19 protein-coding genes are annotated in these 26,629 nt (G+C 54.5%); 12 read left to right on the top strand and 7 right to left on the bottom strand.

The window, feature by feature from the left end; genetic code table 11:
• Positions 1 to 423 precede the first annotated feature (423 nt).
• The 4 genes from CWM66_RS19670 to CWM66_RS19655 all read right to left on the bottom strand — a co-directional run bounded on the left by CWM66_RS19670 (position 424) and on the right by CWM66_RS19655 (position 4,274).
• Complete coding sequence (locus CWM66_RS19670) at positions 424 to 1,605, bottom strand: acetyl-CoA C-acetyltransferase (protein ID WP_107147120.1); 1,182 nt, start codon at positions 1,603 to 1,605, stop codon at positions 424 to 426.
• Positions 1,606 to 1,759: 154 nt separating this feature from the next.
• Positions 1,760 to 2,572 (bottom strand): MetQ/NlpA family ABC transporter substrate-binding protein, encoded by an 813-nt coding sequence (locus CWM66_RS19665; RefSeq protein ID WP_007370324.1) that lies wholly within the window; start codon positions 2,570 to 2,572, stop codon positions 1,760 to 1,762.
• Positions 2,573 to 2,590: 18 nt separating this feature from the next.
• Positions 2,591 to 3,259, bottom strand: a complete 669-nt coding sequence (locus tag CWM66_RS19660) for a methionine ABC transporter permease (protein ID WP_007370323.1) — start codon at positions 3,257 to 3,259, stop codon at positions 2,591 to 2,593.
• Positions 3,252 to 4,274 (bottom strand): methionine ABC transporter ATP-binding protein, encoded by a 1,023-nt coding sequence (locus tag CWM66_RS19655; protein WP_107147119.1) that lies wholly within the window; start codon positions 4,272 to 4,274, stop codon positions 3,252 to 3,254. Before CWM66_RS19655 ends, CWM66_RS19660 begins: the two co-directional genes overlap by 8 nt.
• Before the next feature lie 394 nt (positions 4,275 to 4,668).
• Here CWM66_RS19655 and CWM66_RS19650 point away from each other — a divergent pair, with 394 nt between their 5' ends.
• Complete coding sequence (locus tag CWM66_RS19650; RefSeq protein ID WP_007370320.1) at positions 4,669 to 6,039, top strand: cystathionine beta-synthase; 1,371 nt, start codon at positions 4,669 to 4,671, stop codon at positions 6,037 to 6,039.
• A 10-nt stretch (positions 6,040 to 6,049) separates the two neighbouring features.
• On the top strand, positions 6,050 to 7,192 hold the full coding sequence (locus tag CWM66_RS19645; protein ID WP_107147118.1) for a PLP-dependent aspartate aminotransferase family protein: 1,143 nt from the start codon (positions 6,050 to 6,052) through the stop codon (positions 7,190 to 7,192).
• A 30-nt stretch (positions 7,193 to 7,222) separates the two neighbouring features.
• Here the strand turns inward: CWM66_RS19645 and CWM66_RS19640 are convergent, their stop codons facing one another.
• Both CWM66_RS19640 and CWM66_RS19635 read right to left on the bottom strand, forming a co-directional pair.
• Positions 7,223 to 8,542: a sensor domain-containing diguanylate cyclase gene (locus CWM66_RS19640; RefSeq protein ID WP_035887610.1), complete on the bottom strand. Its 1,320-nt coding sequence runs from the start codon at positions 8,540 to 8,542 to the stop codon at positions 7,223 to 7,225.
• 910 nt (positions 8,543 to 9,452) lie between these two features.
• Complete coding sequence (locus tag CWM66_RS19635) at positions 9,453 to 11,108, bottom strand: EAL domain-containing protein (RefSeq protein WP_107147117.1); 1,656 nt, start codon at positions 11,106 to 11,108, stop codon at positions 9,453 to 9,455.
• Between the two features lie 561 nt (positions 11,109 to 11,669).
• Here CWM66_RS19635 and CWM66_RS19630 point away from each other — a divergent pair.
• The 9 genes from CWM66_RS19630 (at position 11,670) to oxyR (ending at position 24,997) form a co-directional block, all read left to right on the top strand.
• Positions 11,670 to 12,062, top strand: a complete 393-nt coding sequence (locus CWM66_RS19630) for a hypothetical protein (protein ID WP_035887606.1) — start codon at positions 11,670 to 11,672, stop codon at positions 12,060 to 12,062.
• A 182-nt stretch (positions 12,063 to 12,244) separates the two neighbouring features.
• Complete coding sequence (gene bcsA, locus CWM66_RS19625; RefSeq protein ID WP_007370311.1) at positions 12,245 to 14,362, top strand: UDP-forming cellulose synthase catalytic subunit; 2,118 nt, start codon at positions 12,245 to 12,247, stop codon at positions 14,360 to 14,362.
• Positions 14,352 to 16,676, top strand: a complete 2,325-nt coding sequence (gene bcsB / locus CWM66_RS19620; RefSeq protein ID WP_107147116.1) for a cellulose biosynthesis cyclic di-GMP-binding regulatory protein BcsB — start codon at positions 14,352 to 14,354, stop codon at positions 16,674 to 16,676. Before bcsA ends, bcsB begins: the two co-directional genes overlap by 11 nt.
• Positions 16,673 to 20,371 (top strand): cellulose biosynthesis protein BcsC, encoded by a 3,699-nt coding sequence (locus CWM66_RS19615; protein WP_107147115.1) that lies wholly within the window; start codon positions 16,673 to 16,675, stop codon positions 20,369 to 20,371. The genes bcsB and CWM66_RS19615 overlap by 4 nt, the downstream gene beginning before the upstream one ends.
• Positions 20,372 to 20,383: 12 nt before the next feature.
• Positions 20,384 to 20,845, top strand: coding sequence for a cellulose biosynthesis protein BcsD (gene bcsD, locus CWM66_RS19610; RefSeq protein ID WP_035887601.1), 462 nt, complete (start codon positions 20,384 to 20,386; stop codon positions 20,843 to 20,845).
• 46 nt (positions 20,846 to 20,891) lie between these two features.
• Complete coding sequence (locus CWM66_RS19605; RefSeq protein ID WP_007370307.1) at positions 20,892 to 21,851, top strand: sensor domain-containing diguanylate cyclase; 960 nt, start codon at positions 20,892 to 20,894, stop codon at positions 21,849 to 21,851.
• A gap of 35 nt (positions 21,852 to 21,886) precedes the next feature.
• Entirely contained in the window at positions 21,887 to 22,816 is a 930-nt protein-coding gene (galU, locus tag CWM66_RS19600; protein ID WP_079517393.1) for a UTP--glucose-1-phosphate uridylyltransferase GalU, read from the top strand.
• A 43-nt stretch (positions 22,817 to 22,859) separates the two neighbouring features.
• Entirely contained in the window at positions 22,860 to 23,870 is a 1,011-nt protein-coding gene (locus CWM66_RS19595; protein WP_035887598.1) for a glycosyl hydrolase family 8, read from the top strand.
• Between the two features lie 212 nt (positions 23,871 to 24,082).
• The gene (gene oxyR / locus CWM66_RS19590; RefSeq protein WP_007370304.1) at positions 24,083 to 24,997 is read left to right on the top strand and encodes a DNA-binding transcriptional regulator OxyR; all 915 of its coding nucleotides are present in this window, start codon (positions 24,083 to 24,085) and stop codon (positions 24,995 to 24,997) included.
• A 2-nt stretch (positions 24,998 to 24,999) separates the two neighbouring features.
• Here the strand turns inward: oxyR and CWM66_RS19585 are convergent, their stop codons facing one another.
• Positions 25,000 to 25,425 (bottom strand): hypothetical protein, encoded by a 426-nt coding sequence (locus CWM66_RS19585; protein WP_007370303.1) that lies wholly within the window; start codon positions 25,423 to 25,425, stop codon positions 25,000 to 25,002.
• Positions 25,426 to 25,880: 455 nt separating this feature from the next.
• Here CWM66_RS19585 and CWM66_RS19580 point away from each other — a divergent pair, with 455 nt between their 5' ends.
• Positions 25,881 to 26,597: a nitroreductase family protein gene (locus CWM66_RS19580; RefSeq protein WP_079517392.1), complete on the top strand. Its 717-nt coding sequence runs from the start codon at positions 25,881 to 25,883 to the stop codon at positions 26,595 to 26,597.
• Positions 26,598 to 26,629: the final 32 nt, after the last annotated feature.

Raw genomic sequence — 26,629 nt, 5'->3', positions numbered from 1 at the left:
ATTTTTATGAGAACTTTATTTTAGTGATCGCGATCGTAAATATTTGTCTGCGGCGGAACTATGTATAACGGCGTGATGAATATCAATAAATTGCAGTTAAAAGCAGTAACAAACAGGGTCAAGATCACACCATTTTTCTATTAACGGTTATCTTACATAGTTAAATACAAATAAAAAACACAATGCAAAACATAGAGCTACAACCAAAACCGACTAATAATAAGCCAGCTTATCTTGATCATTTCAAATTGTAACGCGGGGGATAATATAGATATAGAGATTTAAATAAATGATTTAATTAAATCGAGCATGTTATTAGCGCGAGAAAGAGAAGTTTTATTTTAATTGAAACAACACTTGCGATGGGTGTCACAAATAATAAAGCCTTCCGGATGGAAGGCTTTATTCGCAATAAGGAAGAGATTAATCGCGTTCAACGGCCAACGCCACGCCCTGCCCGCCGCCGATACAAAGTGTCGCCAGCCCTTTGCGGACATTGCGCTTTTGCATCTCATGCAGCAACGAAACCAGAATTCGGCAACCGGAAGCGCCAATCGGATGGCCCAGCGCAATAGCGCCGCCGTTGACGTTAACGCGCTTCTCATCCCATTCGAGGATTTTCCCCACCGACAGCGCCTGCGCCGCATAAGCTTCGTTGGCTTCGATCAGATCGACATCGTCAAGCTGCCAGCCTGCGCGCTCCAGACAGCGACGCATGGCATAAACCGGCGCGATCCCCATCAACGCCGGATCGACGCCAACGCTGGCAAAGGCGCGAATTCGCGCCAGCACCGGTAAATTCAGTTCGGCCGCTTTGCCTTCGCTCATCATCAGCACGGCAGCAGCGCCATCGTTCAGCGGCGACGCATTTCCGGCAGTGACTGAACCCGTCTGTTCAAAGGCGGGCGTCAGTTTCGCCAGCGCTTCCGCACTGGGATCGGTGCGCGGCTGCTCATCGGTCTCCACCAGCAGCGGTTGCCCGTCCGCGCTCTGCGTCTTCACCGGGACTATTTCATCACGAAAACGGCCAGCATCAATCGCCGCACGCGCTTTATGCTGCGAACTTAACGCCCACTCATCCTGCCGCTCGCGGCTGATGCCATACTCGCGCGCCAGATTCTCGGCGGTAACGCCCATATGATAATCATTGAACGCATCCCACAGGCCATCATGCACCAGGCTGTCAATCAACTGGCTGTTACCCAGTCGCGCCCCGGTGCGGCTGTCGGTCAGAACATGCGGCGCGCGGCTCATGTTTTCCTGACCGCCCGCGATCACCACATCCGCCTCGCCGCACTGAATCGCTTGCGATGCCAGATGCAGCGCCTTTAGCCCGGAACCGCACACGTCGTTGATGGTAATGGCAGAAACGGTGTTCGGCAGGCCGCCTTTGATGGCCGACTGGCGGGCAGGGTTTTGCCCGGCTCCGGCGGTCAGCACCTGGCCTAAAATCACTTCATCAATATCCTGTGGCTGTACGCCGCTGTGTTCCACCAGCGCCTGCACCACCAGGCTACCCAGTTCTACGGCAGAATGGCGCGACAGCGCTCCCTGAAAACAGCCGATCGGCGTACGCACCGCCGCCACAATCACGACATCTTTCATTGCTGGCTCCCGCAGTCACTGAACCCGGCAATAGTAGTGCATTGTTAATGAGTGTTAACGCAGATGTTTAAAATTGGTGAGATTAATCACAAGGAATAAGAGAAGGGACAGAAGGAAATGGCGCGCGGCCAGGTAAAACCGCGCGCGAAGGGGATCAGTTGTTAACCGGGATCACCGCACCTTTATATTTGGTGCGGATCCAGTCCTGAATCTCTTTGGAGTGCAGCACGTTCACCAGCGCCACGATATCTTTTTTCTTCTCGTCTCCGCGGTGTACGGTAATGATGTTGGCATACGGGTTGTTTTCACCGCTCTCAACGGCGATAGGATCGTGTACCGGATCCAGGCCCGCATCGATGGCGTAGTTGGCGTTGATCACCACCGCATCGCCTTCATTGTTGTTATACATCTGCGGCAGCAGTGCGGCTTCCACGTTCGGCAGGAACTTCAGTTTTTTCGGGTTCTCAACGATATCGTCGATACGCGCCGTCACTTTATCCACGCCCGGTTTCAGCTTGATCACGCCCGCTTTTTCGAAGATGGAGAGAATACGCCCCTCTTCAGAAACGGCATCACGCATGATCACTTTGCCGCCTACCGGCAGGTCTTTCAGCGATTTGTATTTTTTAGAATAGATACCAATCGGCTCGATATGAATCGCGCCAGCGCTGACGAAATCATAAGATTTGTCGCCCGCATGATCTTTGATAACGCTGTTCAGATACGGAATGTGCTGGAAGTAGTTCGCATCAAGTTCGCGGCTGGCCAGCGCGGTGTTCGGCAGGATGTAATCCTGGAACGGTTTGATCTCAAGATCGATGCCCTGCTTCGCCAGAATCGGTTTCGCCTGCTCAAGGATTTCCGCGTGCGGCACGTTGGATGCGCCGACGGTCAGTGTATCCGCCCAGGAGGAGAAGCTCAGAACGCTAAGGGTTGCTGCGGCAATCAGTGTCAGTGTTTTTTTCATGATGGTGGTTTCCAATAATTATCGTTTATCTAACAGAGAAGTGATCACGTCGCCGCAGAACTGAATAATGAAGACGATGATAAGAATCGTCACCGTCGCCACCAGCGTGACGTCGTTGTGGTTGCGCTGGAATCCTTCCAGATAAGCAAGATTACCCAACCCGCCCGCGCCAATAACTCCGGCCATGGCGCTATAACTCACCAGCGCAATCAGCGTCACGGTAATACCGGACACCAGCGCAGGCGATGATTCAGGCAGTAATACCCGGAAGACCAGTGTGCTCAGCCGCGCGCCCATTGAACGCGTCGCCTCGATCACCCCTTTATCCACCTCGCGCAGCGCAATCTCGACTAAGCGCGCGTAAAACGGCGCCGCACCGACAATCAGCGCGGGCAGCGCGGCATTCGCGCCGAGAATGGTCCCGACGATGGTTTTGGTAAAAGGGATCAACAGCACAATCAAAATGATGAACGGGATAGAGCGGAAAACATTCACCACAATCGAAATCACGCTATACAGCGTGCGGTTCTGGAACAGCCCGCCGCGCGCCGTCAGAAACAGCGCCAGTCCCAGCAAAATACCCAGTACGAATGTTGCCGCGCCGGAGAGCGCCGTCATATATAACGTCTCTTGCGTCGCCGCCCAGAGTTGTTCCCATTTCAGATGCGGGAAGAAAGAGTCAGCCATGTGTTACGACCTCGCTTGCAATATCGGTGTTGCGCAAATCCGCAAGGATATTGTCCAGTTGTTCCGGGGTCGCCTTCACGTGCACCCATAATTGTCCAAAAACACCGTGTGCCGTCTGCGACATCTTGCCGTGCAGAATATTGAACGGCAGACCGTAACGCAGCGTCAGTTCGCCAACGATCGGCTGGTGCGTACTGTGGCCGGTAAACGTCAGCTTAATAACCGTGCCGTCGAGATCGCTGTTCAACTCCGGGTTGAACGTCTCTTCTTCTTTATACTGGCTTACCTGGCGCACAAACTGACGGGTAATCGGCTGCTGCGGATGGGTAAAGACGTTCAGCACGTCGCCCTCTTCCACTACTTTGCCGTTCTCCATTACCGCGACCCGATCGCAGATTTTGCGCACCACGTGCATTTCATGGGTGATCAGCACGATGGTCAGTTTGAAACGGCGATTAATATCCAGCAGCAGATCGAGGATCTGATCGGTGGTCTGCGGATCCAGTGCCGAGGTCGCTTCATCGCACAGCAGGACGTCCGGGTTATTCGCCAGCGCGCGCGCAATGCCAACGCGCTGTTTCTGCCCGCCGCTAAGCTGCGACGGATAGGCATTCTCGCGGCCTTTCAGCCCCACCAGCTCGATCAGTTCCGCCACGCGGGCCTGAATTTTCGCTTTTGGCGCACCGGCAATCTGCATTGAAAAGGCGATGTTTTCGCTGACCGTGCGCGACCACAATAAATTGAAGTGCTGGAAGACCATGCTGATCTTCAGACGCGCCTGACGCAGGGCTTCGCCCTTTGCTTGCGCAATGTCCTGACCGTAAATCACCACGCTGCCGCTGGTCGGCTTTTCCAGGCCATTCAGTAAACGGATCAGCGTACTTTTTCCGGCGCCGCTGTAGCCAATAATTCCGTAAATTTGCCCCTGCTCAACCGTCAGATTGACGCTATCGACGGCGGTAATCGATGCCTTTCCCTGGTCGAAAATTTTGGAAATATTCCTTAGCACGATCATTCGTTGGTGTTTCCGTTTGGCGGTTTAGCAGTATGGATGTCCAGGTGATAATAATCAGCCGCAGTTATATTTCAAATAACTAAATGTCACTCACTTATAACCAAAAGCGCTAAAAGCGGCAGAATGCGGAATTTGGCCATAAGGATTTTTTTCGCAATCTATTACCGAAAAACGCATAACTCCGGCAAAGAAGCGGCAAAAAGTGCATGAAATCAGCGCAAAAAGGCGTTTTTTAGCTATTAACACGTCCGGACGACTATACGGCTCTCCTTCCCGATGGCTAAACAGAGCTTTATATTTCCGTTTGTTCTAAACGCCGAATAAAGATTCTTTAAAAGCGAAAAATGACAGACCTATCATCCGTGCATCAGTTTTTTCCATGGGTGAATACACAATGTCTGTCTTCCATTCAGTAACCGAATTGATCGGCCAAACGCCGCTGTTGCAGTTGCATAAACTGGCAAGCGGCCCCTGCGAATTATTTCTCAAACTGGAGAACCAGAACCCCGGTGGTTCGATTAAAGACCGCGTGGCGTTGTCGATGATCAATGAAGCCGAGCGGCTGGGTCTGCTCGCGCCTGGCGGTACGATTATTGAAGCTACGGCTGGCAATACCGGGCTGGGGCTGGCGCTGATCGCCGCGCAAAAAGGCTATTCGCTGATCCTGGTGGTGCCGGACAAAATGAGCCGCGAGAAGATTTTCCACCTGCGCGCGCTGGGTGCAAAAGTGGTGCTGACGCGTTCCGACGTCAACAAAGGCCATCCGGCTTATTACCAGGATTACGCCCGTCGTCTGGCACAAGAAACGCCGGGAGCGTTTTACATCGATCAGTTCAATAACGAAGCCAACCCTCTGGCGCATGCGACCACGACCGCTCCAGAAATTTTTGCCCAGCTCGACGGGCGAATTGACGCCATCGTTGTCGGCGTTGGTTCCGGCGGCACGCTTGGCGGTTTACAGGCCTGGTTCGCGCAACACTCACCGCATACCGAGTTCGTCCTGGCGGATCCGGCAGGATCGATCCTCGCCGATCAGGTTGAAACCGGTCGTTATGGTGAGCCGGGTTCCTGGCTGGTTGAAGGTATCGGTGAGGATTTTATTCCGCCGCTGGCGCAGATCGACGGCGTGCATAAAGCCTTCCGCGTCACTGACCGTGAAGCCTTTGCCACCGCACGCGAGTTGCTGCAACAGGAGGGTATTCTGGCGGGATCGTCCACCGGCACCCTGCTCAGCGCCGCGCTGCGTTACTGCCAGGCGCAAACTTCGCCAAAACGCGTGGTCACTTTCGCCTGCGATAGCGGCAACAAATACCTGTCGAAAATGTTTAATGACGACTGGATGCGCCAACAAGGTCTGCTGACCCGCCCGTCGAATGGCGATCTCACGGATTTTATCGCCCTGCGTCACGACGAAGGTGCCACCGTGACCGCCGCGCCGGAAGACAGCCTCGCCGCCGTACTGGCGCGCATGCGGCTGTATGACATTTCGCAACTGCCGGTGCTGGAAAACGGCCAACTGGTCGGCATCGTCGATGAGTGGGATTTGATAAGCCACGTGCAGGGCGACAGCCAGCGCTTCTCCCTGCCGGTTCGCCAGGCGATGACACGTAACGTAGAAATTCTCGATAAGCATGCGCCGGAAAGCGCACTGCGCAACATTTTCGATCGCGGCCTGGTGGCGGTGATCGCCGATAACGGCCGCTTTGTCGGCCTGATAACCCGTAGCGATGTGCTGACGACCTGGCGCAACCGTCTTGAACAATAAGGAAAATAAAATGAAAAATCTGGCAACGCAAAGCGTCCATAGCGGCGTCTTCAACGACCAACACGGCGCGGTCATGCCGCCGATTTATGCCACCTCCACCTTTGCACAGCCTGCGCCGGGCCAGCACACCGGTTATGAATATTCGCGCAGCGGCAACCCGACGCGCCACGCGCTGGAAACAGCTATCGCCGAACTGGAAGGCGGTACACGCGGTTATGCTTTTGCCTCCGGCCTCGCCAGTATCTCCACGGTGCTGGAACTGCTGGATAAAGACAGCCATCTGGTGGCGATTGATGATGTCTATGGCGGCACGTATCGCCTGATTGAAAACGTGCGCCGCCGCAGCGCCGGGTTGCAGGTAAGCTGGGTGAAGCCGGACGATCTGGCCGGGCTGGAAGCGGCCATTCGCCCGGAGACTAAAATGATCTGGGTGGAAACGCCCACCAACCCGCTGTTGAAGCTGGCGGATCTGGCCGCTATCGCCGCCATCGCCAAACGTCACAACGTGCTGAGCGTGGCGGATAACACCTTCGCATCGCCGGTAATCCATCGCCCGCTGGAGCTGGGTTTCGATATTGTGGTGCACTCCGCCACCAAATACCTGAACGGCCATTCGGATGTGGTTGCCGGTCTGGCGGTCGTCGGTGATAACCCGCAACTGGCGGAAAAACTCGGTTATCTGCAAAACGCCGTCGGCGGCGTGCTCGATCCCTTCAGTAGTTTCCTGACGCTGCGCGGTATCCGCACCCTTTCCGTGCGCGTGGAGCGCCACAGCAGCAACGCGCTGGCGCTTGCACGCTGGCTGGAGCAGCAACCGCAGGTGGAAAAAGTGTGGTTTCCGTGGCTGGAATCCCACCCGCAATATCAACTGGCTCGCACGCAGATGGCGCTGCCGGGCGGCATGATTTCCGTGGTGGTGAAAGGCGACGATGCGCGGGCAAGCGAGATCATCAAAAAATTAACACTGTTTACGCTGGCTGAGAGCCTGGGCGGCGTCGAAAGCCTGGTCAGCCAGCCATTCAGCATGACGCACGCTTCAATCCCGCTGGAACAGCGGCTGGCGAACGGCATTACGCCACAGTTGATTCGCCTGTCGGTGGGTATTGAAGATGAAAAGGATCTGATTGCCGACTGGAAACAGGCGCTGGCCTGAGACGTTAAAAGGGAGCCTGATGGCTCCCTTTTAGCTGCAAGAGGTATCCCGCGCGGAAACGACCTGGTTGCGTCCCTGTCTTTTCGCCGCATAGAGCGCGGTATCAGCCCGATGGATTAGGCCGCTGGCAATCATATGCAGCGGTTTACCCTCACACTCCGGCTGCCCGGCCTGCAATGTCGCCACACCAATGCTGATGGTAATAAAGCCGATGGGGCTGGCGTCATGCGGCATCTGTAGCGCGCTGACACGACTGCGCACGCCTTCAGCCATCCCCATCGCCTGCGCCAAATCGGTGCCAGGTAAGATAATCAGAAACTCTTCGCCGCCATAGCGGCTGACATTATTGTCGCTGCGCAGTTGCGATGCGGTAAGGGTTTTGGCAACGATGCGCAGGCAGTCATCTCCGGCCTGATGCCCCTGGCTGTCGTTGTAATTTTTGAAGTAATCGATATCTGCCAGGCAAACCGACAGCGGAAAATCCTCCTGCAATGCGCGGGCGATCTCCGCCAGCAGACACTCATCCATATAGCGACGGTTAAACAAACCGGTCAGATGGTCGAGCTGGGCGTACTGTTGCAGCACTTTATTCGCGCTGGCGAGCTTATGTTCCGCATGACGACGCTCGGTGATATCCACCCAGGTCACCGATAAACCGACGACCGCATCCATCGCATCGCGCACCGGCACCGACTGAATATCGTAGCAGCGATCGCGCCAGCCGAGTTCGCGCGAAGGCAACTCTTCGCCATTGTCAGCAAGGGCAAAATCGGTAAGGAAAAAGGGCCAGTAGTCAGGCATCAACTGCTGAACATGGCTTTCAAAGCCCTGCGGTACAGTGTTCCCCAACAACTTCGCCATCGCTTTGTTGGACATCACCATTCGCCCCTGGCGATCGATCATGCACAGCGCCACCGGCGTGGTTTCATAGATGGTTTCCAGTTGCAGAACCCGCTCGCCAAGGTTGGAGATATTGCGATCGATGCCGCGATAGCCTCGCAGTTCCCCCTGCTCATCAAACAGCGGAACGCCGCTGGTCTCAAGCACCACAATGCTGCCATCAGCACGCTGGTTACGGTTTACCAGGCCGGAGAAGGCCCGTTTTTCCATCACGATCGCGCCAAACGCGCCTGCCACGCGCTCAGCTTCCCCCGGCGGCATAAAATCGAAGGGCGTTTTGCCAATGACCTCTTTCGGCGACACGCCAAGCAGTTCCGTGACCACCTCGGAAGACCAGGTATAACGTCCCTGCGCATCCACTTCCCAAACCCAGTCCGAATTATTGTTCAGCAGCTCGAAGAGGTGCCTGGTATCTTCATCCTGGTGATCGACTTTTTTTTCATTATTCATGATCTTGTTCCGCATGACTCGCGATGCGCTTAACGACTCTTTGGTGAGCGAGATAGCGTTTCTCGCCGATCCCTGCGTCCTGATATTCACCCTGCCAGAATGCGCCCAGGTCGCAAGAGAACCACCATAATATAACTACCTGTAATACATAAACTGCCGACTATGCACAGGAAAGTGAATCATATTCGCACGTATTTGCGTAATGGCGGTCGGCGATCCCCGATCCTGCAGGTCTATTGCGGCCCTACCTGCGCTGTCGTCCAGCAAGAGAAGTCATCATAGCCTCGTTGCGCAACATTGCGTCAGGCTTTTTCGTTATCGCCGCTCCGTATTCGCCGCTGGCAGTATTTATTTATGCAATCACTGTTATTAACGCTGAATAATAGAAAGTAGCTATCGCTATAAATTAATTTTCCCAAAGCTAAATTTACTCGTGGATTTTTCATTTTTTACAGGTAAGATAATTTATCTTTATTTATTCAGCATAGCTGCAAAAGAAATATTTTCGAACGGTATTTCTATATATATAAGTGAATTAATAAACATCATCTATAAAACAAAAAAATGACGCCCAGCTTGCTGGCGCGCCATCATTCATCGTTTTTCATACATGCCCGCCCGGCAAGGGATGGCATCGGTTTATTATCGATCAGGGTAATATTTCATTATGAACATCGACACGAGCAAAAATAAAACCACCAGTACCAATCCTGCACGGCAAGCGCATCGTCAAATGTCATGGGGAATGCTATTTTTCTGCTTATTTCTGGTGGCACTGAAATTCTTCAGTTAGGCGGCAGGATAATATTATTAAAAAAGGAATAAAATAATCCCCCGGCACTGGACGCGCACCGGGGGTTATTCCGGCCTGATATTCCTTTCAGACCTGGGCCACTGCTACCTTGCGATTTCACTCATAACGCATTTCGGGTTGTAACCGGCTTTGCAACCATCCCGCCAGCGCAGAAGCATTCAGGGCGCGGGAGTAGAGATAGCCCTGGGCAATGTCGCACTGCAAATCACGCAGTTGATTACGCTGCTGCTCGGTTTCCACCCCTTCGGCAACCACGGTCTGATGCAGACTTTGGCCGATTTTCACCACCGTAGTGGCGATGGCTTTCATTTTGCTGCCTTCGCTGAGATCGCGCATAAAGCTCTGGTCGATTTTCAGCTCTGTCATCGGTAAATGCGCCAGACGCGACAGGCAGGAGAAACCGGTGCCAAAATCGTCCATCGACAGCCCGACGCCCAGTTCGCGCACCGCGCAGATCACTTCCATCGTTTCCGGGCGCTTGTCCATCATCACCCCTTCGGTGATCTCGATGGTCAGGCAGCTCGACGGAATGCGGTATTGCCGCAGCAGATAGGAGATGTAATGCGGCAGGCTGCTGTTATAAAAGTTGATCGGCGAAAGATTTACCGATACCACCGGCACATGAATGCCGTTACTGCGCCATTCCGCCATCTGACGGCAAGCTTCATGGAGTGTCCAGCGACCAATGGCTTCAATCTCGCCGGTCTCTTCGGCCAGGGTGATAAATTTTCCAGGGGGAATGTCGCCCAGTACCGGATCGGTCCAGCGCGCCAGCGCTTCTACACCATAAAGCTCACCATTCTTCAGCCATATTTGCGGTTGATAGTGCAAATGCAGCAAATTGCTGGCGATGGCGAGCTTCAACGCCGCCGCCAGTTTTAAACGTTCCTGATCGACCTGATTCATCTCGGTGCTGAAGAACAGATAACCGCCGGACGCTGCCGCCTTCGCCAGATGCGAAGCGTGGTTGGCATGTTTGAGCAAACCATCGCGCGAAACACCGTGATCCGGGTACAGGCTGATACCGGTGCTGACCGTCACATTTAGCGCCAGATCGGCAACATTGAACGGCATACGGAACAGCGCCTGGATCTTCTGCGCAATGCTGGTGGCGCGGGTGTAATCGCAATCCGGGATCACCAGCACAAATGCATCGCTGTCGGCGTGGCTGACAAACCCCTGGCGGGAGAACTCCGTCATCAGACGTTGCGCAATCGCCACCAGCACGTTATCCCCTGCGGCGTAGCCCAGCGCATCATTGACGTCTTTAAAATGATCGAGATCGAGGAAGAAAAACGCCGCGCGATCGCACACGCTGCTGGCCAGCGTCTGATCAATATACTGGTGCAGCGCGCCACGATTCGGCAGGCCGGTAAGCCGATCAAAGGTCGAGAGCTTCGTGACACGCTCCTGATCGATGTGTACGACAATACGACAGGGAGAACCGATGCTGCCGCTACCTTCATAACTAATGGTCGCAGCCAGCGATGTCTCTTCACCGGTAGCGGAGATCACCGTTAACGCACGCTCACTTTCGGTGCCCGTCGGCATCACATCGAGTGAGCCAAACAACGGAATAGCGGAGGCTTTACATCCCAGCACAGAAATTCGCGGGTAGCCCCATAATTTCTCCGCCGCACGATTAAAGAAAAACACGGTTTCCATACTATCCAGTAGTACGACAGCATCGTGAACATTTTCGAGTGCGGCAAGCATATTATCAGAGCCGAAAATATCATTTTCAGAATGCATAATCTTTTTTTCTTAAAGAAGAGTTCGTCGACATCCTAATTGAAAAAATAACCATGTTCAATATCAACCAGCCGCAATATTAATAGACAACGACATTTATAGACAAACTCTATATATAAAATGCAATTTATCGTTAAAGAAACAATACAGGTGGCCGACAAATAAAAAGTGATTTAAAAAAGTGAATTATGGATAAATAATGAAGATTGCAACCTTTCGTAATTATCAATTAAAAGACTGACTCTCCGCACAGCGATAACTTTTCCCTCTACGCTGGCTATAATGCCCATGCAGGCTGGGTTTGCTTCACGATGCCGTTATAAATAAAGAAATCATTCATAGACACATTAAATAAGTTCATTACCATTTATCGATAACGTCACTTGACCTTAACTGACCGCCGCCGACAGTATATAAGGAAATTCTCATTTAAAGCGCATGACGGGAATTTTTATTGATGCCGTCTATTTAGCTTTAGCGCCCTGCACAGTCGCACGGTAATAGAGAAGGCGTATTGCTTATTATAGTTCGTATTCAACACATCGGGGTCAGGCAAACACTATGTACGATGATTTAGGTTCTTTGGCTGAAAAACTGAAAATGTCCGGTGTTTCTTTCCAGGAAATGACTGAAGATGGTGAAACAATGCAAGCAGTAACCACAACAGCAGTAGCACCCGGCATCAGCAATGAAGTGCAGGAATCGACGGTTGCCGTCAGCCCGGCAGCAAGCCGTAAGGAAACCAGGAATGCCAGCGCTCCGGCGGACATCCCGGCCAACACCCTCTCCTGGCCGAAAAGCAAACCGGTACCTGTTGCCGCGCCGGAGGCCTTCGCGACACCGGCCGGAGGTATTCTGGACAGCGTTGCGGCCATCAGCCGCCCGGCTGAGGTTGAAATTCGCGAACGCAATCCTGTTCGTCTGGATATGTTATTTACGGTCATTGGCAAATAAATGCCAACAGGTGAAATCGCCGTGTGGCAATAATAAAGCACGATTTATCATGTCCTGCCAGCCAATAATGTCGCTGCATTTCGTGCGACAAAGATGAGTCGGCCAGGTTGTGAATTTTAACAGGTCACCGGAACAGTTTTGTGCCGGTCTGCCTTTATTCTATTCTGTGCAAGATTATAAACATGAAAAAAATCATCAGATTTATTTTCACGCTGGTACTACTTTTATTATCGCTGCTGGTGGTCATCACACCGATGAACAGCGATAAACAATACCTCTTTGGCCTGAGCGTGATGGCTGTTGTATTAATTCTTGGGCGGGTGAAAGGAAAAAAAGCGGTGTTAGCAATGCTGACACTCTCGGTACTGATGTCCACGCGCTATATCTGGTGGCGCGCCACCACAACGTTGCATTTCGATTCAACGCTGGAAATGCTGCTCGGCAGCTTGCTGTTTGCGGCAGAAATATATTCGTGGACGATTCTGTTGCTCGGTTATATTCAAATGGCCTGGCCATTAGAACGCCCTATTGCGCCATTACCGCCGGATAAATCCACCTGGCCGACGGTCGATATTTATGTGCCGTCATATAATGAAAGTCTCGATGTCGTGCGCGATACCGTGCTGGCGGCGCAGTGTATTGAATATCCGCAGGACAAGGTCAAAGTCTATATTCTTGACGATGGAAAACGCGATGAATTCCGCGATTTCGCCGCCGAAGCGGGCGTCCATTACATCATCCGCCCGGATAACAGCCACGCGAAGGCGGGCAACCTGAACCACGCCATGACCCTCACCCAGGGTGAGCTGATTTGCGTGTTCGACTGCGACCACGTTGCCACCCGCGTCTTTTTGCAGGCTACCGTCGGCGAGTTTTTCCGCGATGAAAAACTGGCGCTGATCCAGACACCGCACCACTTCTACTCCCTCGATCCGTTTGAACGCAACCTGACGGCAGCAAAACGCGTTCCGCACGAAGGTGCGCTGTTCTACGGCCCGGTACAGAAAGGGAACGATAACTGGAATGCCACCTTCTTCTGCGGTTCCTGCGCGGTGATCCGTCGCAGCGCGTTAAATGAAGTGGGCGGTTTTGCGGTAGAAACGGTGACCGAAGATGCCCACACTGCGCTGAAATTACAGCGTCGCGGCTGGAACACAGCATTCCTTGATATCCCGCTGGCGGCCGGGCTGGCAACCGAACGACTGGCGCTGCATGTGAACCAGCGTATTCGCTGGGCGCGCGGCATGACGCAAATTTTCCGTATTGATAACCCGCTGCTCGGGCGCGGCCTGAAGCTGACCCAGCGCATTTGTTACCTTAATGCGATGCTGCACTTCCAGTATGGCCTGCCGCGCGTGGTGTTCCTCACCTCGCCGTTGGTGTTTATGTTGTTCAACCTCAACATTATTTCCTCCTCAGCGACGCTGATTTTCGCCTACGTGCTGCCGCACCTGGTGCTCTCCACGATGGTGAACTCGCGCATCACCGGGCGTTATCGTTACGCGTTCTGGGGCGAAATTTACGAAACGGTGATGGCATTCCACCTGATCCTGCCGACGCTGCTGAGCCTGATTTCACCGCGGCTGGGGAAATTCAACGTGACCGACAAAGGCGATCTGACGGACCGCGACTACTTCGACTCTCACACCGTACGCCCGCTGATCATCACCACGCTACTGATGGTCGGCAGCATGATCTGGGTGGGCGTGCGCTACTTCATGCACGACTACGCCGGGATCGATCCGCGCGTCATTCTGTTCAATATCGCGTGGGGCACTTTCAGTACCATCATTTTGCTGGCCTCGATTGCCGTGGCGAAAGAGACCAAACAGATCCGCAAAACCATCCGTATTTACGCCCGCCTGCCGGTGACCGTGCTCTTTTCCGACGGCTCGCAAATGCAGACCCGTACCTTTGATATCTCGATGGGCGGCGCGCGCGTGGCGCTGGTGAAAGGGGAAGATCTGAGCAGCAAAACTCCGGTCCGTATCGAACTGGGTCTGGGCGGTGAGATTGCCCATGTGCCCATTCTCTCAGCGGGTACCGGCGTCGGCGATATTCGTCTGGAGTTTGACACGCTGCCGCTGAGCGAACGCCGCAAGCTGGTCCGCGTGGTGCTTTCCCGCGCCGATGCCTGGTATCGTCCGCCGCATGCGCCGGATCGCCCACTCGCTTCCTTTCTGGGGATTTTGCAGTGTGTGTTTGAGCTGTTTTTCGGTCGCAAAAAAATGGCGGGCGGTTTTAACAGCCAGATGAAGGTCGTCGCGAAAAAGCAGGAAGAGGTTAACAATGCGCTGTAAGCCTATCGCACTTGCCACCCTGCTTGCCTGTTCGGTGAATACCCCGGCGTTTGCGCTCTCAAGCGATAACGACGCGCCGCCGACGCTGCCGACACCGCTTTCGCTGCAAGGAACAACGCCTGCGCAGCCGCAGCAGATGGTTCCGGCGAATACCAGCAACCAGAATATCACCAGCACCCTGAGCTTTGGCGATATGGGCGCAACCGGCGGGCTGACGCTCTCCGGTCAGCAGTTGCAAAACGGCGTGTCGTTCAACCTGCCGGGCGATCTGGTGATCACCGACGCACATATCAGTCTGAATGTGCAGGTCAACCGCAGCGATGTCAGCGGCGAAAACCTGCAACTGATGCTGAATGGTCAGCCGCTGGGCGCCATCCCGCTCGATCAGTTGCAGCAGGATAAAGGTTACTGGCAACTGGATGTCCCGGCCTCGATGGTCGCGTCCAGCAACAACCTCAGCTTCCAGCTGAAAACCGGCGACGACATTATTAATAATGTCTGGAGCTGCCAGCGCCCGCTGCCCGCAGATTATAAAGTGACGTTACAGCCAGAATCGTCGCTGAACTATCAGGGATTGTGGCTGAACGTTCGCAAAACGCTGGGCACATTCCCGCGCCCCTTCGTCGATATCAAACAGACAAAAGATCAGGCGATCAGCATAGCTTACCCGGCGACGCCGGATGCGGACGTGCTGACCGCATCAGCGATTGTCGCCTCGCAGTTTGGCGCATTAAGCAACGGCAAACCCAGCCGCTTTGACGTGCAGTACGATGCCCTGCCCGTCGGCAACGGCATTCTGATTGGCAAACCGGGCCAGACCATTGGCGGCATCACCCTGCCGGAAACCAACGGCGCAGCGTTGCAGGTGATTGATAACCCGCAAAACCCGGCCTGGAAATTGCTGATCATTAGCGGCCACAACGAGATGCAGCTACGCCAGGCGGCGTGGCGTCTGACATTACCGGCGCTGCCGGACAGCGACACGCTGGATATTCCGACGCTGAAAATCGCCCAGCGAGCCGCCTACGATGCGCCGCGCTGGATCAACACTGAACACCCGGTTGCCGTGCGCTCGCTGCTGACGGATGAGGGCGCGCTGATTGCCCACGGCGTCTGGCACGGCGAGAACCGTCTGCCGTTTCGTACCGCGCCGGATCTGTTCCTGTGGGATGGCTCCTCCGTACCGCTGCACCTCAACTACAGCTTTGCGCAGAAAAACTGGATTGACGATCAGGACTCCTTCCTCAACGTCAGCCTGAACGGCGAGTTCCTTAAACGTCTGCCGGTCAGCAAAGAGGGGATGCTGGCGCCGGTGCTGTCGATGCTCGGTTTATCGCAGCGCCAGCAGAGCGCAGTGGTCAACATCGATCCGCGCGCCATTCTCGGCAGCAATCAACTCGGTTTCTGGTTCGGCCTGAAAGCGCAGAAAAACGCCCCCTGCAACGCCATGGCGGATGAGAACATCCAGAGCCGGATTGACGGTGATTCAACGCTCGATTTCAGCCGCGCCTGGCACTTCGGCAAGTTGCCGAACCTGGCGTGGTTCAGCGGCGCAATGTTCCCGTTCACGCGCCATGCTGACCTCGCGCAAACCACGGTACTGATGCCTGCGCACCCTACGGTTGATGACGCCACCGTGCTGCTCAACCTGATGGCACAATCCGGGCGCGACACGGGCGTTACCGCCAACTATCTACACCTCTATACCGGCCTGCCCGGACAGGAAGAGGCGCAACAGCAGCTGGCCGACAGCGATGTGCTGGCGATTGGCAGCCTGAGCAACGGCGAGATGCTGAATCCGCTGCTGCAAAACAGCGCCTTTGCGTTGAATGAAAATACGCTGGAAGTGAAAACCGCCAGTGCCGTAAGCCGTGTGTTATCGCTGCTGCGCGGCGACCCGGCGCGCACGGATATGGATGCGGCTGAGTATCTCAGCGACAACAATCAGTGGCGCGGCTTGCTGAGCATGCGCTCGCCGTGGAACGCACAGCGCGTGGTGGTAGTCGCGACAGCGACCGACAATCACCAGCTTTCGCAACTGGCGGAAGACATGAACAAACCGGCCTTTCTCTCCATCGCCGGGGGCGATTTCACCGCCGTTAACAGCGCCGGGGAGATCAAAAGCTGGCGGGTGGGCGAGCAGTTCACCAGCGGCAACCTGCCCGGTTATATGAAAATTTTGTGGTTTGCCAGCGAGCATATTTTCTGGCTGGTCGCCCTTGCCTGCCTGATTGCTGCGGTTTCCGGCCCGATGCTGTTCACCCTACTTCAGCGCCACGCCCAACAACGCCTGCAGGATAAAACAAAAAAATGAATACGCGTAAACAACTGACGCAGGCTTTTTACCTGCTGTGCCTGGTGGGCGCCAGCCATCCTGCTGCTGCCGATACCGCTGACGCCAGCGCGAATGCGGCCGCAGTGAAAAAATTGCTGGCGCAGGCCAGCTACTGGCACAGCAAAGCGCACGACGATATGGCCATCGATGCGCTGCAAAAAGTGCTGGCTGCGGATGATAAGAATATCGATGCCATGTATCTGATGGCGCTTTATCAACTGCAACAAGGCAACGTGCAGCAATCGGAAGTGTGGCGCAAAAAAATCGCCGATATTTCGCCGCAGGACCCGCGCCTGAGCGCGCTGACCAGCGCCAACACTCTGCGCAATATCCCGCAGGATAAACTCAACGCGGCGCGTCAGCTGGCAAGCCGTGGGCAGATTAAAGAGTCCATTGCCGCCTGGCGCGCGCTGTTTAATGGCAATCCGCCGCCGGATGATGTGGCGCTGGAGTATTACCAGACCATGGCCGGTGACAGCGCCAGTTGGGGCGAGGCGGTCGCCGCCATGCGTCAGCGTGCCAGCGTGATGCCGGACGATGAGCCAACGAAAAAGGCGCTGGCGATGGCGCTCACTTATCAGGAATCCACGCGCCGGGAAGGGATCGCCCTGCTCAGCACGCTGGCTGCCGATGATAAAAGCGCCGACAAAGCCTTGCAGCAAGCGCTGCTGTGGCTGGATGCCAAAGCCAGTGATCTGCCAGCGTATACCGCCTGGGCGCAGCGCCATCCGGAAGACAGTGCACCAATGGATCACTACCGTAAAAGCGTGGAAGGCGATGCCACTAAAGCGGGCTTTGATGCATTGAACGGCGGCGATCTCGGCAGCGCCAAAGATCGCTTCTCCGAAGCGCTGCAAACCCGCGCCAATAATGGCAACGCGCTGGCCGGGATGGGCTATGTCGCACTGCGGCAGAACAACTTTGCCGATGCCGAGAAATTCCTGCGTCGTGCGGCGCAAGAAGATGCCAGTAACCAGAACAGCGCGCAGTGGATAAAAGATGCCGATAACGCCCGTTTCTACGCCGCGCTGGGCCAGGCCCGTAGCCTGAGCCAGAAAGGCAGCTACGACCAGGCGCTGGCAAGTTTGCAGAGCGCCGACAGCCACGATGAAAACCAGCAGCAGGCGGCGGGTATGCTGCGGGCCGATATCCTGCGGCGTCAGGGCAAGCTGTCGCAATCCGAAGAGGAGTACCGCCAGTTGCTGGCGCAGCGTCCACAGAATACCGATATCAGAACGGGTTTGTGGTGGGTGCTGAAGCAGCAGAATAAACAGGCAGAAGCAGACGCCATGCTGCAAACCCTGCCCGCCAGTCTGCGTACCCGTTACGCCGCCGTTGGCGATAACGGCGACAACGAACGCAAAGCCGCGCAGGCCGCGTTGCAGGCCGGAAACAGCTCGCGGGCGATGCAGATCCTGCAAAACGCCTCCGGCAAATACCCGCGCAATGTCTGGCTGCAACTCGATTACGCCCGCGTACTGCGCAAAGCGGGGCAGAAACAGCAGGCCTCGGCGTTAATGTCTGGCGTGGCGCAACGCGACAGCAGCAATAAAGAAGCGCTGTATGCCGCTGCGGTCTATGCCGCCGAAGAGAGCGACTGGTCGCGCGCGCAAAGCCTGCTCGCCCGCGTGCCGCGCAGCAGTTACAGCGCCGATATGACCGCACTGTACACACGCGTGCAGATCAACCAACAACTGGATATTGCCCGCAACTATCTGCGTCTTGGCAATGCGACCGCGGCGCGCAACTCGTTACTGGCTCTGCAACGTAATCCGCCGCAATCGCCGGTCGATGCGGGCCGTCTTGCTGAGTTATTGATGCAGAGCGGCGACAGCGCTGGCGCGCTGCAACTGGTACGCGACAGCCAGGCGCAGGGGTTACACGGTTCGGTACTGGATTATGCCGGGCAGATCCGCGTGCTGAACCAGGCCGGGCAGTTTGCTGAAGCCGAAAGCCTGCTGAATGCGCCGGTATTGCAGAACGGTGCCAGCGAGCAGGAGATGAGCGCGATCCGCTTAGGCGGTTTGATCGTTCGCGCCGATCGCCTGCGGGAAAAGGGGCAAATCGGCAAAGCCTGGTCACTGTTAATGCCGGAACTGCAAAACAATCCGACCAATACCGATCTGTTGCTGGCCGTGGCGCGCGTCTACCAGGCCGATCATATGGATGACAAAGCCACGGAAATCTATCAGTACGTGCTGCGAAAATCGCCACGGGATAAGCAAGCGCTGACCGGAATGGTGAATATGGCGCTGGCCCGCGGCGATAACGACGAAGCGCGGCGAACCTTTGCCGGGCTGGAGCCGAGCCAGGATGCCGATTATATGCTGCTGGCCGCGCGCGTGGCGGCGGCCAACGGTGAAAATCAGCGGGCGATGTCGCTGCTGCGCACTGCCCAGTGGCGTCTGCAACAGGGCGGCGATGACGATAGCGATGAACTGAGTTCGGTGATGTCGCTGCCGTCACCAACGCGTCAGGCGCAGCTCACTGCAATGAGCGGCATCAACACCATGATGCGCGATCTGCAAGAGAAAAGTGCCACCTGGACCAGCGGCGGCGTTTCATTGCGTAGCCGTAATGGTGAATCGGGTCTTGGCGCGCTGGATGAAGTGCAGGCACCGCTGATCCTTTCGGGCGCGGTGGGCGACAGCACGCGCCTGAGCCTGAACGTCACGCCAACATCGCTAAACGCTGGCGAGATGTCCGGTGAGGCGGCGAACCGCTTCGGTTCCGGGGCGCTGGAACATGCGGAGAAACTGGCAGAAGCGGCGGCCAGTACCAGCACAACGACCACTTCAACCAACGCCTCCAGCCAGGGTTCGCAGCAGGCAAACGGCGTGGCGGCAAGCCTCAGCCTGAGCGGTGACAGCTACAAACTGGATGTCGGCAGCACACCGACCGGCGGCGAGTTCACCCGTCTGGTGGGCGGCGTGGAGTGGAACCCGAAACTGACGCAGAACAGTTCGCTGAACCTGAAAGCAGAACGCCGTGCCGTCACCGACAGCCTGCTGTCGTATGTTGGGGTAAAGGATAAGAGCACCGGTGAAAGCTGGGGCGGCATCACCCGTAACGGTGTTTCAGCGCAGTACGCCTGGGATAACGACCTGATCGGGCTTTATACCCGTCTGGGCTTCGATACCTACGTCGGAACAAATGTGCCGACCAACCACGCCGTCACCGCGCAGGCGGGCAGCTATCTGCGGCCCTGGAAAACCAGCGACAGCGAGCTGAAAGTGGGGGTGAACGTCAACTATATGAACTTTGACCGCAACCTGAGCTACTACACCCTCGGCCAGGGCGGTTACTTCAGCCCGCAAGATTTTATGGCGGTATCGCTGCCGGTGACGCTGACGCGCCACATTAACGACTGGGATCTGACGCTCAATGGCGCAGTGGGTTATCAGTCTTATAAGCAGGATAAAAGCGATTACTTCCCGGGCCACAGTAGCCTGCAATCAGAATTAAACAGTTACGCCAGCGACGATGACGATGTGGACGCCGTCTACAAAGCCACTTCGAAAAACGGCATTGGCTATACGCTGGGCGTGGATGCGCGTTACCACCTCAGCGACAACCTGGCTCTCGGTGCGAACTTAGGGTACGACACCTTCGGCAGTTATAACGAAGGCAAGGCGTTGGTGTATTTCAAATATTACGTCGATCAAGACAAATAACCCGTGGGATAGATGATGTTTAGCAATCAGGACACTTATTTACAACGCAATTATCAGGCTGGCTGGCATGACCTGGTGTATCTGTTTTTTAACGAATACACCGAAGGCCGGGGTGATAAAGATCCCGAAGCCCTGAGACGTATCGGCCAGATGATGGCCCAGTGGTATCCCATTGATGGCGCCGCCACGGTGAACGAACTGGAAGCGAGCATTAACCGGGTGCTGGAGCTGTTCAACTGGGGCTTTGTCAAAATGGCGCCCGCCCAGCGCGAACTGATCCTGCTGCACTGCGCGTGGCCGCATGCGCCGGAATACCGTGACGAAGCGGGCTGGCGTCGCGCCAGCGCCTATGTGCTGGAAGGCGCGTATTCGCAGTGGCTGGTGTCACAGGGCGCGGGCAATCAGGTGCCGGTGCGCTGGAAGGATAACGCCACCGAAGATGTGCTGATTTTCCGCTACGCCATTAACGAATGACGTCGCAAAGGCATATCCACCCTATATCAACGATCAGGTGACCATCATGTTTAATGAAATCATGGTTTCAGGCAGGAAACTTGAAATCGAGGCAGTTAATTATATGGAGGATAATGCCTTTGTTTCGCTGGTTCTCGATACCTCCGGCCAGCTTATTCACGCCAGTCCGTTTTTCTATCAATTAACGGGTTTCAGTCGTGATGAGGTGCTGGGCAAAGTATTGTTTCAGTCGACGGATGAAACGGTTGCTATTTCACTGGCGATGGCGATTAGTATTGCGAAAAAAACCGGTGATAACTGGCAGGGCGAAATATCGCAGCAGAAAAAAAACGGCGAGATGCTTTGGCTTGATACCCGCTTAATGCCGCGTCGCGATGAAACGGGTGAAATATTTGCCTTTATCCTGTTGGGGTTTGATATTACCCGGCATATGGCGATCCGCGAGAAATTACATTTTCGTGCGCACAATGATGCATTAACCAAAACCCTGAATCGCCAGGGTTACTATATTCGTAGCCGCAAAAAAATCCGTGCCGCTAACGCGCGCGGCGCACAGATTGTGGTGGCGATACTGGATCTCGATAACTTTAAAAATATTAACGACGATCTGGGGCATGCGGCAGGCGATGAAGTGCTGCGCTGCTTTATCAGCCGGGTAAAACAGTGTATTTCCCGCACCACACTGCTTGGCCGGCTTGGTGGTGACGAATTCGCCCTCACCTATATTGATGGCGTTGACGAACCTGCCGGTCGCGGCGTGCTGCAATTAATTGTCGAAGCCACGCGCCAGCCGATGTATTTGCATTACCTGCAACAAACCGTGGAATTATCGGTGAGTATTGGTGTTGCCAGTTATCCGGAACACGGGCCGAACTTTTCCTCTATTTTAAAAGCCGCTGATACCGCCCTTTATAAAGTGAAGGCGCGAGGCGGTGATGATTTTATTAACTACCAGGTTCCAGGCGTAAATGAATCGGGTGGCATCATCAACAGCATTGTGTGTTGATTTTTAAACAGCAAAATAAATAACAGGAAACAATTATGTTAAAGGCTGTAATCCCAGTGGCAGGACTCGGTACGCGTATGCTTCCGGCAACCAAGGCTATCCCGAAAGAGATGTTACCGATCGTGGATAAGCCGCTTATTCAGTATATCGTGCAGGAGTGTTACGCCTGCGGGATCCGCGAAATCGTGCTGGTTACGCACTCTTCCAAAAACGCCATCGAAAACCATTTCGATACCTCTTTTGAACTGGAGTCGCTGCTGGAATCGCGCGTGAAAAATCAGTTGCTGGAAGAGGTGCGGACTATCTGTCCGGCAGGCATGAACATTATGCATGTGCGCCAGGGGCACTCCAAAGGTCTGGGCCACGCGGTGCTGTGCGCGGAACCGCTAATTGGCGATAACGACTTCGTGGTGCTGCTGCCGGACGTGTTGATCGACGACAGCCGTTGCGATCTGTCGCAGGATAACCTGGCGGCAATGATCGATCGCTTCACCACGACGGGCGCCAGCCAGTTAATGATTGAAACCGTTAACCACGAAGATGTTTCCCGCTATGGCGTGGTGGATTGCGGCGGCATGAACCTCCCGGCAGGTGATTTTGGTCTGGTAAAAGGCATGGTGGAAAAACCGGCCGTTGACGAAGCGCCGTCCGACATGGCGGTGGTTGGCCGCTATGTGCTTTCAAAAGCGATTTGGCCGCTGCTGCGTAAAACGCCGATCGGCGCAGGCGGTGAAATCCAGTTGACCGATGCTATCGCGATGCTGCTGGAGAACGCGCCTGTGGAAGCTTACGCCCTGACCGGTAAATCTCACGACTGCGGCGACAAGATTGGCTATATGAAAGCTTTTGTGGAGTACGGCTTACGTCACGGCGCGACCGGCCCGGCTTTCCGCCAGTGGTTGCAGCACGAATTGACGTTAAAACCCGTGGCTGACGCCGTTGAACGCATCGCCGAAGCGGTATAACGACTGAGCCGGTAACTGCCCTATTTTCACCACAGGATGTCTCATGTTAAGAACCACCTGGCTCATGCCGTGCCTGCTATTGTCGCTGGCCATGACCGCTTTTTCAGCCCGCTGTCAGGACAGCAACTGGGGGCTGTTTAAACAGAACTACCTGAGTCAGGATGGCCGCATTATCGACCATGAAAATGGCGATATTAGCCATTCGGAAGGTCAGGGATATGGCATGTTACTGGCCGTCGTTAACGACGATCCCGCCACATTTGAAAAAGTGTGGCGCTGGACGCGCAACACCTTATTACGCCCATCGCTGTGGCTGTTTGCCTGGCGCTACGATCCACGCGAACGCAAAGTGACGGACGATAATAACGCCAGCGACGGCGACACATTGATCGCCTGGGCGTTATTGCTGGCGGGCAATAAATGGCACGATGAGAGTTATCTCACCGCCTCGGAAAATATTCAGGATGCAATTATCAACTGCCTGGTGATTGAACAGGATTCCCGGACATTACTCCTGCCGGGCCTCACTGGGTTTACCAAAGACGATGGGTATATTCTCAACCCATCCTATTTTGTCTTTCCGGCCTGGGAGAGTTTCTGGCAGCAACGGCATAACAATATTTGGTTAAAACTGAAAAAATCGAGCCTCGAATTACTCAATAAAGCGCGTTTTGGTAAGAGCCAACTGCCCAGCGACTGGATTTTTGTTAAGAATAGTGGTGAAGTCATGCCAGCCGCGAACTGGCCGGCAAGATTCAGCTACGATGCGATTCGCATTCCGCTTTATTTAAGCCTCAGCGATGCGCAGCAACATTCGATGGAAAATTTCCGTCATTTTTGGGCGGGCTACACTCGCAATGACACGCCCGCGTGGGTGGATGTCTCAGACAACGAACGGGCAAGTTATCCGATGTCTGGCGGCATTCTGGCGGTGCGTGATTTAACCATGGGCGACTATCTACAGATGGAAACGTCTTTGCGTTCGGGTGAAGGTTATTATTTGTCCGCATTACATATGTTGTCGTTATTTGCGGCTTCGTTGAAGACGCATTAGTGGTATTACACGCAATGTCCGGCGCGGGAGTGCACCGGAGTCGGGCAGGATGCCGCTGAAAGTGAAAGCAATAATAAAAACCATCAAATCTCATGTACAGGCATGAGGGGGAAACCTGATGACAGAGTTGAAAATAATAAGACGTCATTTACACAACACGTTGCTACAGGTGGGCTCTCAACTACGCGGAAATTTGCGCCCCGGGGACCATAATGAACATCCGTAATCTTGAGTATCTTGTCGCGCTGGCGAAGCACCGACATTTTCAGCGCGCCGCTGAAGCCTGCAACGTCAGTCAACCGACGTTAAGCGCTCAGTTGCGTAAACTGGAAAACGAACTCGGTTTACAACTGCTGGAACGTACGACGCGCAAGATCCGCTTTACGCAAACCGGGCTGCGGCTGGTTGAGCAAACCCAGGTGGTGCTGCGGGAGATTGAAGCGCTGAAAAATATGGCCAGCAGCAGCCACTATCAGAGCCTGATGCAGACGCTGGATGTCGGCATTATTCCGACGCTGGCACCCTATATTTTTTCCCATTTGAATGCCGTTTGCCGCGAGAATTTCCCGGAAATTGAGCTGGAGATCCACGAAGCGCAGACCAACCAGTTGCTGTATATGCTGGAGTCCGACACCATCAAATGCGCGATCATGACTTCCAATAAAGACACCAGTAAATACGTTGAACTGCCGCTGTTCGACGAGCCGCTGGTGCTGGGCGTCAGCCATCAACACCCCTACTCGCGCATGAACGAAATCGATATGGGGCATTTGAAAAATAATAAGATTCTGATGATTGACGATGGCAACTGTCTGCACAGCCAGGTGCTGCGCTACTGTTATCAGTTCGAGCTGGAACCGGATTCACGTTTTGTGGCGATGCACCTGGAAACCCTGCGGCGCGGCGTGGCGTTTAATCGCGGCGTGTCCTTCTTCCCGTTGCTCTCGACCCAGCAAGGGAGCAACGAAAATATTCGTTATATCCGCTGTGTCAGCCCGGAACCGAAACGTAAAGTGGTGTTGATATTTCATCGCAGCGATCCAATGCGTAAGAAATATGAAATTCTGCGTAATGCGATCGCACGTTATATGGAGCGCTACCTGATCGACTATAACGCGATGGCGTAATGCTAACGGCGCGGCGCTGAAGCGGCGACGGAATCGCGATTATGACGGCAATCTTGCGCCTGCGAGGTTGCCGATTTTTTTATCAGCCCCTGCATTAATTCTTCCGGTAATAACGTCCCCCGGTGGTACATCTCTTCGATATTCAGCCACAGGCTTACCAGCATGATGGTGTAATCCGCCACCGAGGCGGGCGCATGCAGAGGGGCCATAAACGGAAAATGAACCAGCAGTTGCTGTTTATCCTCCTCCGTTACGACTCCCTGATACCAGGGCGCAGAGAGTTGGCGATAAACGTCGGCCTCCTCCAGCGAACAGGCCCAGCTCAGGCGCACTGCGATGGTTTTCACGAACGGCGGGATCGAGGTGTTTTCCTCCGCAAGCGGAGTCAGACTCGACGTAAGATCGTGACCGTGCGATTCAGCGTTCATTTTTTTCCTCAATGCCTGGCGGGTAGCAAACTATATTCATCGACCCGTGCGGAAAATACTTTAGGCTTATTATTTAAAATAGAGAATAAAATGAAAATGATCCATGCGGATTGTCTTAAATCTTAAAAAAAATCATATAAAGCAATGGGTTATTTTACAACCAATTATTGATGGCATCGATCTAAAATAGCCTTTTTGATTTATTCCATAAATTAAACCACACCATTAATCGATTCACCTCCAGGGTTATTGCACTTATTTCATTATTTACGTGAAAATCTATCCCCGCCATCTGCAAGCTTGATGACGTTATCGGCAAACGGATTCCGCACGAGGCGTTTTTACCGACAAATACCGCGCTTTATTCCATCTATTTGCTGCATCAACAGGTGTATTCCTGTGCTCTGATAACCTGATATTTTTCCCTTTGCCGCTCACAACAGGAACAGTGACTCATGGATCCGTTTCAGCAAATTTTGAAGTCTACGCTCGCCCGCACAGAGAGCGTGCCGCAGACCACCACGCCGCCGACGCTGCCGGAAGCGGAGCGTGTTTCCTGGACTGCCAGTGTCGCGGCGGAAGATTTTCTGGCGCTGGCTAAAGCACGGCGCACCATTTATACGCTGGGCAAAGATCTGCCGGTCGCGGAAGAGACGGTGATCGATACCATTAAAGAGGCGATTCGCCAGGCGCCATCGGCGTTCAATTCGCAAAGTTCGCGCGCGCTGATCCTGCTGGGCAAGGAGCACGATCGCTTCTGGGGGCTGGTGCGCGAACAGTTGCGTAAAGTGATCCCGGCAGAAAGTTTCCACGCCACTTCCGACAAACTCGACGGCTTTACCGCCGCTGCCGGTTCGGTGCTGTTTTTTGAAGATCAGGAAATAGTGACCGCGCTGCAACGCCAGTACATCGCCTATGCGGATAACTTCCCTGTCTGGTCAGAACAGAGCAGCGGTATTGCCCAGTATGCCGTCTGGCTGGCGCTGGCAGAGAAAAGCATTGGCGCTAACCTGCAACACTACAACCCGCTGATCGATCAGGATGTGCGCGAGACATGGAATATTCCGCCGAGCTGGAAACTGCGCGCGGAGATGAACTTCGGCAGCATCATTGCGCCCGCCGATGAGAAAACCTGGATTGATGACGACAGGCGTTTTATCGTCGCCAGATAATTCGCTGTAAATAGCTGCCTGCGGGCAGCTAT

Source organism: Kosakonia sp. H7A (assembly GCF_003028445.1).
GTDB classification, from domain to species: Bacteria; Pseudomonadota; Gammaproteobacteria; order Enterobacterales; family Enterobacteriaceae; genus Kosakonia; species Kosakonia radicincitans.
The sequence above is the reverse complement of the archived record's forward strand: the minus strand, read 5'-3'. Positions and strand labels throughout refer to the sequence as shown.

Bases quoted from the DNA above. Each gene is read 5' to 3' on its own strand.
- CWM66_RS19670 (WP_107147120.1), bottom strand. From the start codon at position 1,605: ATGAAAGATGTCGTGATTGTGGCGGCGGTGCGTACGCCGATCGGCTGT.
- CWM66_RS19665 (WP_007370324.1), bottom strand. From the start codon at position 2,572: ATGAAAAAAACACTGACACTGATTGCCGCAGCAACCCTTAGCGTTCTG.
- CWM66_RS19660 (WP_007370323.1), bottom strand. From the start codon at position 3,259: ATGGCTGACTCTTTCTTCCCGCATCTGAAATGGGAACAACTCTGGGCG.
- CWM66_RS19655 (WP_107147119.1), bottom strand. From the start codon at position 4,274: ATGATCGTGCTAAGGAATATTTCCAAAATTTTCGACCAGGGAAAGGCA.
- CWM66_RS19650 (WP_007370320.1), top strand. From the start codon at position 4,669: ATGTCTGTCTTCCATTCAGTAACCGAATTGATCGGCCAAACGCCGCTG.
- CWM66_RS19645 (WP_107147118.1), top strand. From the start codon at position 6,050: ATGAAAAATCTGGCAACGCAAAGCGTCCATAGCGGCGTCTTCAACGAC.
- CWM66_RS19640 (WP_035887610.1), bottom strand. From the start codon at position 8,542: ATGAATAATGAAAAAAAAGTCGATCACCAGGATGAAGATACCAGGCAC.
- CWM66_RS19635 (WP_107147117.1), bottom strand. From the start codon at position 11,108: ATGCATTCTGAAAATGATATTTTCGGCTCTGATAATATGCTTGCCGCA.
- CWM66_RS19630 (WP_035887606.1), top strand. From the start codon at position 11,670: ATGTACGATGATTTAGGTTCTTTGGCTGAAAAACTGAAAATGTCCGGT.
- bcsA (WP_007370311.1), top strand. From the start codon at position 12,245: ATGAAAAAAATCATCAGATTTATTTTCACGCTGGTACTACTTTTATTA.
- bcsB (WP_107147116.1), top strand. From the start codon at position 14,352: ATGCGCTGTAAGCCTATCGCACTTGCCACCCTGCTTGCCTGTTCGGTG.
- CWM66_RS19615 (WP_107147115.1), top strand. From the start codon at position 16,673: ATGAATACGCGTAAACAACTGACGCAGGCTTTTTACCTGCTGTGCCTG.
- bcsD (WP_035887601.1), top strand. From the start codon at position 20,384: ATGATGTTTAGCAATCAGGACACTTATTTACAACGCAATTATCAGGCT.
- CWM66_RS19605 (WP_007370307.1), top strand. From the start codon at position 20,892: ATGTTTAATGAAATCATGGTTTCAGGCAGGAAACTTGAAATCGAGGCA.
- galU (WP_079517393.1), top strand. From the start codon at position 21,887: ATGTTAAAGGCTGTAATCCCAGTGGCAGGACTCGGTACGCGTATGCTT.
- CWM66_RS19595 (WP_035887598.1), top strand. From the start codon at position 22,860: ATGTTAAGAACCACCTGGCTCATGCCGTGCCTGCTATTGTCGCTGGCC.
- oxyR (WP_007370304.1), top strand. From the start codon at position 24,083: ATGAACATCCGTAATCTTGAGTATCTTGTCGCGCTGGCGAAGCACCGA.
- CWM66_RS19585 (WP_007370303.1), bottom strand. From the start codon at position 25,425: ATGAACGCTGAATCGCACGGTCACGATCTTACGTCGAGTCTGACTCCG.
- CWM66_RS19580 (WP_079517392.1), top strand. From the start codon at position 25,881: ATGGATCCGTTTCAGCAAATTTTGAAGTCTACGCTCGCCCGCACAGAG.